10 protein-coding genes are annotated in these 7,308 nt (G+C 63.6%); 3 read left to right on the top strand and 7 right to left on the bottom strand.

Annotation, left to right across the window (positions count from 1 at the left end):
- Positions 1–509: 509 nt before the first annotated feature.
- Entirely contained in the window at positions 510–1,256 is a 747-nt protein-coding gene (locus MF6396_RS27585) for an SDR family NAD(P)-dependent oxidoreductase (protein WP_021703069.1), read from the bottom strand.
- 360 nt (positions 1,257–1,616) lie between these two features.
- Here MF6396_RS27585 and MF6396_RS27580 point away from each other — a divergent pair, with 360 nt between their 5' ends.
- A complete protein-coding gene (locus MF6396_RS27580; protein WP_021703070.1) occupies positions 1,617–1,853 on the top strand; it encodes a DUF2798 domain-containing protein in 237 nt (78 codons plus the stop codon).
- A 213-nt stretch (positions 1,854–2,066) separates the two neighbouring features.
- Here the strand turns inward: MF6396_RS27580 and MF6396_RS27575 are convergent, their stop codons facing one another.
- Both MF6396_RS27575 and MF6396_RS27570 read right to left on the bottom strand, forming a co-directional pair.
- Positions 2,067–2,741: a haloacid dehalogenase type II gene (locus MF6396_RS27575; RefSeq protein ID WP_021703071.1), complete on the bottom strand. Its 675-nt coding sequence runs from the start codon at positions 2,739–2,741 to the stop codon at positions 2,067–2,069.
- Positions 2,742–2,806: 65 nt separating this feature from the next.
- The gene (locus MF6396_RS27570) at positions 2,807–3,505 is read right to left on the bottom strand and encodes a glutathione S-transferase family protein (RefSeq protein WP_021703072.1); all 699 of its coding nucleotides are present in this window, start codon (positions 3,503–3,505) and stop codon (positions 2,807–2,809) included.
- 101 nt (positions 3,506–3,606) lie between these two features.
- Between MF6396_RS27570 and MF6396_RS27565 the strand changes: the two genes are divergently transcribed.
- Positions 3,607–4,221, top strand: a complete 615-nt coding sequence (locus tag MF6396_RS27565; RefSeq protein ID WP_034011914.1) for a TetR/AcrR family transcriptional regulator — start codon at positions 3,607–3,609, stop codon at positions 4,219–4,221.
- Complete coding sequence (locus MF6396_RS27560) at positions 4,218–4,925, top strand: glutathione binding-like protein (protein ID WP_078482000.1); 708 nt, start codon at positions 4,218–4,220, stop codon at positions 4,923–4,925. Before MF6396_RS27565 ends, MF6396_RS27560 begins: the two co-directional genes overlap by 4 nt.
- 142 nt (positions 4,926–5,067) lie before the next feature.
- On the opposite strand, the gene MF6396_RS27555 is transcribed toward MF6396_RS27560, so the two are convergent.
- From MF6396_RS27555 to MF6396_RS27540, 4 genes are all read right to left on the bottom strand, one after another.
- Positions 5,068–5,541: a DoxX family protein gene (locus MF6396_RS27555; RefSeq protein WP_021703075.1), complete on the bottom strand. Its 474-nt coding sequence runs from the start codon at positions 5,539–5,541 to the stop codon at positions 5,068–5,070.
- Between the two features lie 11 nt (positions 5,542–5,552).
- Positions 5,553–6,308 carry an HvfC/BufC N-terminal domain-containing protein gene (locus tag MF6396_RS27550; RefSeq protein ID WP_021703076.1) on the bottom strand — a complete coding sequence of 252 codons (756 nt, stop codon included), beginning with the start codon at positions 6,306–6,308 and terminating at the stop codon, positions 5,553–5,555.
- Complete coding sequence (gene bufB / locus MF6396_RS27545) at positions 6,305–7,138, bottom strand: MNIO family bufferin maturase (protein ID WP_021703077.1); 834 nt, start codon at positions 7,136–7,138, stop codon at positions 6,305–6,307. The genes MF6396_RS27550 and bufB overlap by 4 nt, the downstream gene beginning before the upstream one ends.
- A gap of 18 nt (positions 7,139–7,156) precedes the next feature.
- A partial coding sequence (locus MF6396_RS27540) for a BufA1 family periplasmic bufferin-type metallophore (RefSeq protein WP_153046141.1) occupies positions 7,157–7,308 on the bottom strand: 152 nt, incomplete at its 5' end.

The following is a 7,308-nucleotide window of genomic DNA, read 5'->3' as shown; positions in this document are numbered from 1 at the left end:
ACCGGGCAGAATAATTTGCAAAGTGCGAAATCTGTCGCTCAGTTAACTAGCGCTCTGAGCGAACTGGCAAAACAGTTTTGGGAAAAACGAGGATAACGCTTTTCAGTATCTCGACAGGGATAACTTACTTTACCATCGGTTATCCCTTTTAGCCGCACAAATTTTAGCCATGGCTTTTCAGGAAGTCAGGGCTATCAGAATGGCCTTAGAAAGCCTAGTCAAAGAGCTGTCACGAGAACACCGTTAGCTTAGCGTACGATTTTTTCCGAATTCTGCGGTTCCCCCATCAAGGAGCGTTCGCAGGTCGCCATCAATGAGGGCGAACCGAAGAGCAATCCCTGGGGCGGCCAACTGGTGGGTGGTCCGACCACAGCCAGTACCGGCAATAATGTGGACGACAATATGTCGTTCAGCCAGTTTGCCTGAGTGCGCCTGACGGCCGCCTGATGGCGGCCTTGCTGCGATGAACATGCACCGCAGGGCATATGCCCTGCCGGCGCATGCCATGGTCAGCGCAGGGTGTAGCCGTTGTCGACGATCAGGTCCTGCCCGTGGATGCCCCGTGCGCCCAGCGACAGCAGGTGCAGCATGGCGTCGGCGATCATGGCGGGTTCGAGAAATGCCCCATTCAACAAACGCTGTTCCACTGTCTTGGCCACCGCCGCCAGCGCGTCGTCGCTGAGTTGCAGGGTGCCCCAGATCGGTGTTGCCGTGGGCCCTGGCGATACCATGTTGACCCGGATGTCGTCGGCTGCCAGCTCGACGGCCAGGTTGCGCGCAAAGGCTTTCAGGGCCGCCTTGGAGGCAATGTAGGCGGCGAGGCCGGGAAAGGTTGCCTGCGAGAGAAAGGTGCCGGTGAACACGACCGAGGCTGGGCGGGCCAGGTGGGCTTTCAGGCTGGCCAGGGTATTGAGCGCGCCCGCGCCATTGACGGCCCATTGCCGCTCGAAGGCTGCGGCATCCAGGCCATCGGCCAACTGGGCGATCCCGGCATTGGGGGCCAGGTAGTGTATCGGGCCCAGGGTGTGCGCATACCGGGCCAGCCTGGCGAGGTCGTCGGCGCGGCTGATGTCGCCTTCAAGCCAGGTCAGTCGTTCTCCGTAGTGTTCCTGCAAAGCCCCCAGCTCACCCTGGTGACGGCTCATGGCCAACACCCTGGCCCCGGCCTGGAGCAGGCCGGTCGTCAACGCGTAACCGATGCCCGAGCTGGCACCGGTGACCACAGCCAGGCGATTGTCGAATTCGTTGTGCTGCATGGTTTGTCCTTGCATTCAGTGGGTGAGCACTGTGCTGAACACAAACCATGCCAGTATATAAGTTGTTTAAAAACAGTAGGTTGTGATTTTTGTTGTCGTTATGACCTGGAGTTTTTGTGGTCGCGGTGACTCATCGGTGGTCGCGATGACCCGGCCAGGCGAGCGCATTGCCTCCAGGCTCGTTCCGCATAGAATGCGCAGTGGGGACAATCGGTAAAATGTTCTGCACGGACGGATAAAACCACTGTGCGCATTCGCGGCAGGATAACAGCCATGCCAGGCGCCTTTGTGGCGTTCACGCGTTGAGGGCATCGAGGCGGAGGCGCATGGCGCGCTTCCCGTAACCAGGGGGCATGTACAGTGATCAAGCTATCGAAACGCCACGGGCACCATCTTTTTGCGTTGTTGCAGTCGGCCATTACCTGTGCGATTGCCTCGGCAATTGCCAGCCGTCCGCTGTTTCCCGTGGAACGGTTCATGGGGCACTGGTCGAAGGCCTGGGTGTTGTCCTGGCTGATGATGATTCCGGTGGTGCTGTTGATCGCGCCCTGGCTTCGGCGCCTGGTCAATTACCTGACCGACAGCGACAACCTCTGAGCCCACCGCGCAGCGATGGCATCGGCGGGCCTGAGTGAAAACGCCTACAGGGTGAAAAACGATGACGGCACTCGCGAGCGTTTCCGTACGCCGGGGCAAGCCTTCTCGCCTGGGGAACAGGTACGCATCGACGGCATTCGCCTTGTTCACTAGCAGCCCTGGCCCGAACGGCGCCCCGGCCATCATCCATGGGCGCCGTTCGCGCGGACAGCTTCAATCGAGCAGCCAGTCGCTCATCTCGCCCAGGTCACGTACTTCACGGGTCGGGGTGGCGCCCAATTCATCGAACACGGCCCCCTGACGATTGACCCAGCACACCGGAAAGCCGAAGTGCCGGGCGCCGGTCGCATCCCAACTGTTGGACGAGACGAACAGCAGCCTGTCCCTGGGGATGGCCATGGTTTGTTCGGCCAGGCTGTAGACGCGGTTGTCCGGCTTGAACACCTTGACCGTTTCGACACTGATCAGGTGGTCGAATGCCCAGCCCATGTCCGAGTGGCTGACGACCTGCTCGATGGAGTGGTGCGAGCCGTTGGAGGCGATGGCCATGGGCAGGCCGCTTGCTTTCAGCCGCCGCAAGGCCGCGGTCGTGTCCGGGTGGGGAGCCAGGTGCAGGTAGGCCTGGCCGAGCTGCCGCAGAGTGGTTTCATCCGTGGCGAGCCCCAGGTGCTTGCAGGTGTAGCGCAGGGCTTCTTCGGTTCGTTGCTCGAAGCTGGCATAGCGGCCCATGAGGCTGCTCAGCCAGGTGTATTCGAGCTGCTTCTGTCGCCACAGGCGGGAGATGGCCTCACCCTGGCCCGGGTAGGCGCTTTCGCAGGCCTGGACGACGGAGTGCACGTCGTACAACGTGCCGTAGAGATCAAAAACGATGCCTTCAATGGGTTGCATGCCACACCTCTCTGGGGATCGTGTCCGGGGGTCAGCGTGCGCTGGGCACGCTGACCCGGTGAGGCTTACGCCGGGTAGTTGGAGGGGAACAGCGCGCGGCGCATCTGCTCGTCGAGGTCTTTCTTGAAGGCGTGGTCCTTGCCCACTTCACGGGCACGGGCCGCCGCCGGGCGCGCATCGATGGCCTGGAACCAGCGCTGGATGTTGGGGTAGGCGGCCAGCGGGTCGCTTTCGCCCTTGAGCACGCGCGAGGCACGGTCGATCCAGCCCCAGGCTGAGATGTCCGCCAGGGTGTAGCTGTCGCCCACGATGTAGTCGCGCCCGGCGAGGTGCTCATCCAGCACCTGGTAGTGCCGTTCGGCTTCGCGCCGGTAACGGTTGATTGCATAGGGGATGCTCTCCGGCGCGGCATACTGGAAGTGCACGGCCTGGCCGGAGAACGGCCCGATACCCGTGGCGATGAACATCAGCCACGACAGCAGTTCGGGTTTGTCGGTCGGCGCGCCCATGAGCTGCCCGGTCTTTTCGCCGAGGTAGAGCAGGATGGCGGTCGAATCGAACACCCGTGCCTCGCGGCCACCGGGGCCTTCGCTGTCGACGATGGCCGGGACCTTGCCATTGGGGTTGATGGCCCGGAACTGCGCGGTGTGCTGTTCGCCCTTGCCGGTATCGAGAGGAACCAGCTGGTAGGGCAGCCCGGTTTCTTCCAGAAACAGGGCGACCTTGGCCGGGTTGGGCGTGGGGTGGTAGTAGAAATGAATCATGCGGGTGGGGTCCTGTCTTGTGTTTTAGATCGTTCGATCTAGAATAGGGCCGTCTACAGAAAAAGGGCAACACCTGTGTTGGCCTGGCAATGGGAGTACGGATGGCTCGGCCAAGAGAGTTCGATGAGAGGGCGGTGCTCGATGCAGCCGTTCAATGTTTCTGGGCCCGTGGCTATGAGGCCACTTCGGTGCGTGACCTGGCCCAGGGCATGGGGCTGACCAGTGCCAGCCTGTACAACGCTTTTGGCGACAAGCGCTCGCTGTATCGCCGTGCGCTGGACCATTACGTCGAAGAGGGTTTTGCCGACCGGGTGCGGCGATTCGAAGGCGTCCTGCCGCCGCGCCAGGCCATCGGGGCGTTCTTCGACGAGATACTCGAACGCTCGCTCAACGACCCCCAGCACAAGGGTTGCATGCTGGTGAATTCCGCCCTTGAGGCCTCACCGGACGACCCCGACTTCCAGCGCGCCGTGGCTGCTGTCCTGATACAGATCGAGGCCTTTTTCCGGCGCTGCGTGCTGGCCGGCCAGCACAGCGGCGCCATTACCTGCGCGCAGCCGGCGGACGATCTGGCGCGCCTGCTGCTGGGCATTCTCCTGGGCGTTCGCGTCCTGGCCCGAACGCGGCCGGAGCGTGAACTGCTCGAAGGCATGGTACGGCCAGCGCTGACCCTGCTTGACAGTCACTTGAACCTTCACGGGGACCACCAACGATGATCGAGCTCTACTACTGGCCAACACCCAACGGCCACAAGATCACCCTGTTTCTGGAAGAGGCCGGCCTGGACTACCGCATCCACCCGGTGGATATCAGCGCGGGCGACCAGTTCAAGCCCGATTTCCTCGCGTTCTCGCCGAACAACCGCATGCCCGCCATCATCGACACTGCGCCGGCCGATGGCGGGGAAGCAGTGACGGTGTTCGAATCCGGCGCCATCCTGCTGTACCTGGCGGAAAAAACCGGGTTGTTCCTGCCCACCGACCTGCGTGGCCGCAAGACGGTGACGGAATGGCTGTTCTGGCAAATGGGCGGGCTTGGGCCGATGGCCGGGCAGAACCATCATTTCGGGATCTATGCACCGGAAAAGATCCCCTACGCGATCAACCGCTACGTCAACGAAACCAACCGCCTCTATGGCGTGCTGGATCGTCGCCTGGCGGACAGCACCTTCGTTGCCGGCGAGCAGTACAGCATTGCCGACATGGCGTGCTACCCCTGGATCGTGCCGTGGAAGAACCAGCAGCAGAACCTCGACGACTTCCCCCATGTGCGCCGCTGGTTCGAGGCCATCGCCCAGCGCCCGGCCACGGTCAGGGCCTACGCCAGGGGTGAGCCGTTCTCCAGCCGCCCGACGGTGACCGAGGCGGGCAAGAAGATCCTCTTCGGGCAGACGGCGGGCAATGTACCGACCGGGCAATGAGCCCCTGAGCCTGCCGTACCTGCCGTAATAGCCTTGATGCATTCAGCCGTGGGCCTCGGTTCCTGCCCCTCTCTCATAAACGGTAGAGGGGCACGGAGCGCCCACGACCTGAAGCGCACAGCATTGCCTGCGCCAGTCGCATTCAGCGAATGCGCAGCAGCCTGTCCAGCGACCACGCCCCGGCGCCCCGGCCGATGATGACCAGCAGCAATCCGGCCCAGGACAGGTGCGTTGGCCAGGCATCGGGGTAGACGAATACCTGGATGACCGCAGTCATGCCCAGCAGCGCCAGGGCAGACAGGCGCGAGAACAGGCCGACGATCAGCAGCAGCGGAAACACATGCTCGGCATAGGTCGCCAGGTGGGCGGCCAGGTGCGGTGACAGCAGCGGCAGGGCGTATTCGCTACGAAACAGCTCATAGGTACCGGGGGTGATGGTCAACAGCCCCTCGACCTTGGTGCGCCCCGAGAGAAAGAAGATCGCCGCAACGCTGATGCGCGCCACCAGGCTGAGCGTCGAGTCGCTGATCAGGCGCTGAAGCAGGTCGCACACCTGGTCCCAGCGTTGACGCACTGTGGCGCGGCTGTTGTTGGACGACGGCTGGGTGATATCCATGGCTATTTCCTTCATGCAAGAACAAGGGGAGAGAACACGCGGGCACCCAGCAAGCGGCTGAGCAGGTCGGTAAAGTCCAGGTCGCCTTGCCGCTGCAAGGCCAGGGCCGAGGCCCGCTCCAGATCGTGTCCGGCAGCGCAGGCGTCCAGAAACACGCAGCCAGCGGGTTCGAGCGCGTGCCAGGTGACGCCATCGCAATGGCCCACCAGCAAAGCGCCTTCGCCCTGCCAGGGCAGGTTGTCAGGCAGGTCCACCCCTTCGCGGTTGCAGCGCCAGAGGCTGTAGATCGGTTGCTCGTCGAACCACCGCCAGCGTGCGCTGGCGCGCGGGCGCAGGTGACAGGTTGCCAGTGCCTCGGGCGACACGCCGGCCAGGCTGGCAAGTTCCAGCGCGGGCTCCTGCACGGCACAGAAGGCCTCTATCCACAGGTAGTCGAGTTGGGCCACCGGGCCCAGGTAGGGCAGCTCCCGGGCCGGCTCGAAGGCCGCGAGAAACGCGGGAAAGTCCGCCCCGTAGAAGATCAGGCGGGCATCGCTTGGTGCGCAGGCGTTGGCATGAACGACCGCCGCCGCGCGCAGCCAGTCACGGCCGACCAGGCGTTCGACGCTGGGGAAGTTGTCACACAGCGCCTCGACGCAGCCCTTGAGTACGGTATTGCGGTACACCTGAAAGCCGGGTTGCGCGGTGAGGGCGGACAGTTCCGGGGCGGCACGTACCTGCAAGGCCTCGATGAAGGCGTCCTGGAAGTGTTCGAGACGTCTGATCATTGCGTCGCTCCCAGTCGGTCGAGCATGGCCTGGGCGTGCGCGCGTTCGCCGAGCAATGCCGTGAACGCGGGTACGTTGTCATCGCGCTCGATCAGCGTCGGGCGCGGGCCGATGCGCTGGATCAAGCGCTGATACAGGGCCCAGACCGGGTCAGCGACCGGGGCGTCGTGGGAGTCGATGAGCAACGCACCGCCGGCGTCATGGCTGTGCCCCGCCAGATGAATCTCCGCGACGGCCTGGCCCGGGAAGCGATCGATGTAGGCGGCCGGATCAAAATCGATGTTGTGCGCGCTGACGTGCACGTTGTTGATGTCGAGCAGCAGGGCGCAACCAGTGCGCTGCGTCAGCTCGGTGAGAAAGTCGATTTCATCCCAGTCGTGGCCGTCCAGGTGCAGGTAATGGCTGGGATTTTCGATGGCAATGCTGCGCCCCAGGGCATCCTGGGTACGCTGTATGTTGTCTGCGATGCGTACCAGGGCCTCGTGGCTGCGCGGGAATGGCAACAGGTCCGGGTAATAGTGATTGCGCCAGGTGGACCAGGCGAGGTGTTCGGATACCAGCGCCGGTCGCACGTGGTCTGCCAGCCTGCGCAGGCGCTGGAGGTGCGTCGGGTCGGGGGCGGCGTCCGCCGCCAGGGACAGGGAGACCCCGTGCAGCGACAGCGGATGCCGTTCGCCCACCGCTTCCAGGTGGGCCAGGCGAGCACCGCCAACCATGTAGTTCTCTGGGTGGACCTCAAACCACAGCCCGGCTGCGCTGCAGTCCCGGGCGGCGTCGTAGTGCTCGGCCTTCAAACCAAGGCCGGCACCCAGTGGCATAGGAGCGTGCATGATCGGCGGCGCCTGCGCTCAGGACTTGATCGGCGTGAGCGAGCCCATGCCCTTGGGGGTCTTGATCGAGGTGCAGGTGCCTGCCGGGACGTTCTTCCAGGCATTGCCCTGGTAGTCGACCTTGGAGGTGCCGGCGCAGCTGGTGCCGGCACCGGCGGCGCAGTCGTTCT

This window comes from Pseudomonas sp. MF6396 (assembly GCF_002018915.1).
In the GTDB taxonomy this organism is placed as follows: domain Bacteria; phylum Pseudomonadota; class Gammaproteobacteria; order Pseudomonadales; family Pseudomonadaceae; genus Aquipseudomonas; species Aquipseudomonas palmensis.
Note: the sequence above shows the minus strand (reverse complement) of the source record. Positions and strands in the feature narration are given on the sequence as shown.

Coding starts and splice junctions, on each gene's coding strand:
- MF6396_RS27585 (WP_021703069.1), bottom strand. CDS start 1,256: ATGCAGCACAACGAATTCGACAATCGCCTGGCTGTGGTCACCGGTGCC.
- MF6396_RS27575 (WP_021703071.1), bottom strand. CDS start 2,741: ATGCAACCCATTGAAGGCATCGTTTTTGATCTCTACGGCACGTTGTAC.
- MF6396_RS27570 (WP_021703072.1), bottom strand. CDS start 3,505: ATGATTCATTTCTACTACCACCCCACGCCCAACCCGGCCAAGGTCGCC.
- MF6396_RS27565 (WP_034011914.1), top strand. CDS start 3,607: ATGGCTCGGCCAAGAGAGTTCGATGAGAGGGCGGTGCTCGATGCAGCC.
- MF6396_RS27560 (WP_078482000.1), top strand. CDS start 4,218: ATGATCGAGCTCTACTACTGGCCAACACCCAACGGCCACAAGATCACC.
- MF6396_RS27555 (WP_021703075.1), bottom strand. CDS start 5,541: ATGGATATCACCCAGCCGTCGTCCAACAACAGCCGCGCCACAGTGCGT.
- MF6396_RS27550 (WP_021703076.1), bottom strand. CDS start 6,308: ATGATCAGACGTCTCGAACACTTCCAGGACGCCTTCATCGAGGCCTTG.
- bufB (WP_021703077.1), bottom strand. CDS start 7,138: ATGCACGCTCCTATGCCACTGGGTGCCGGCCTTGGTTTGAAGGCCGAG.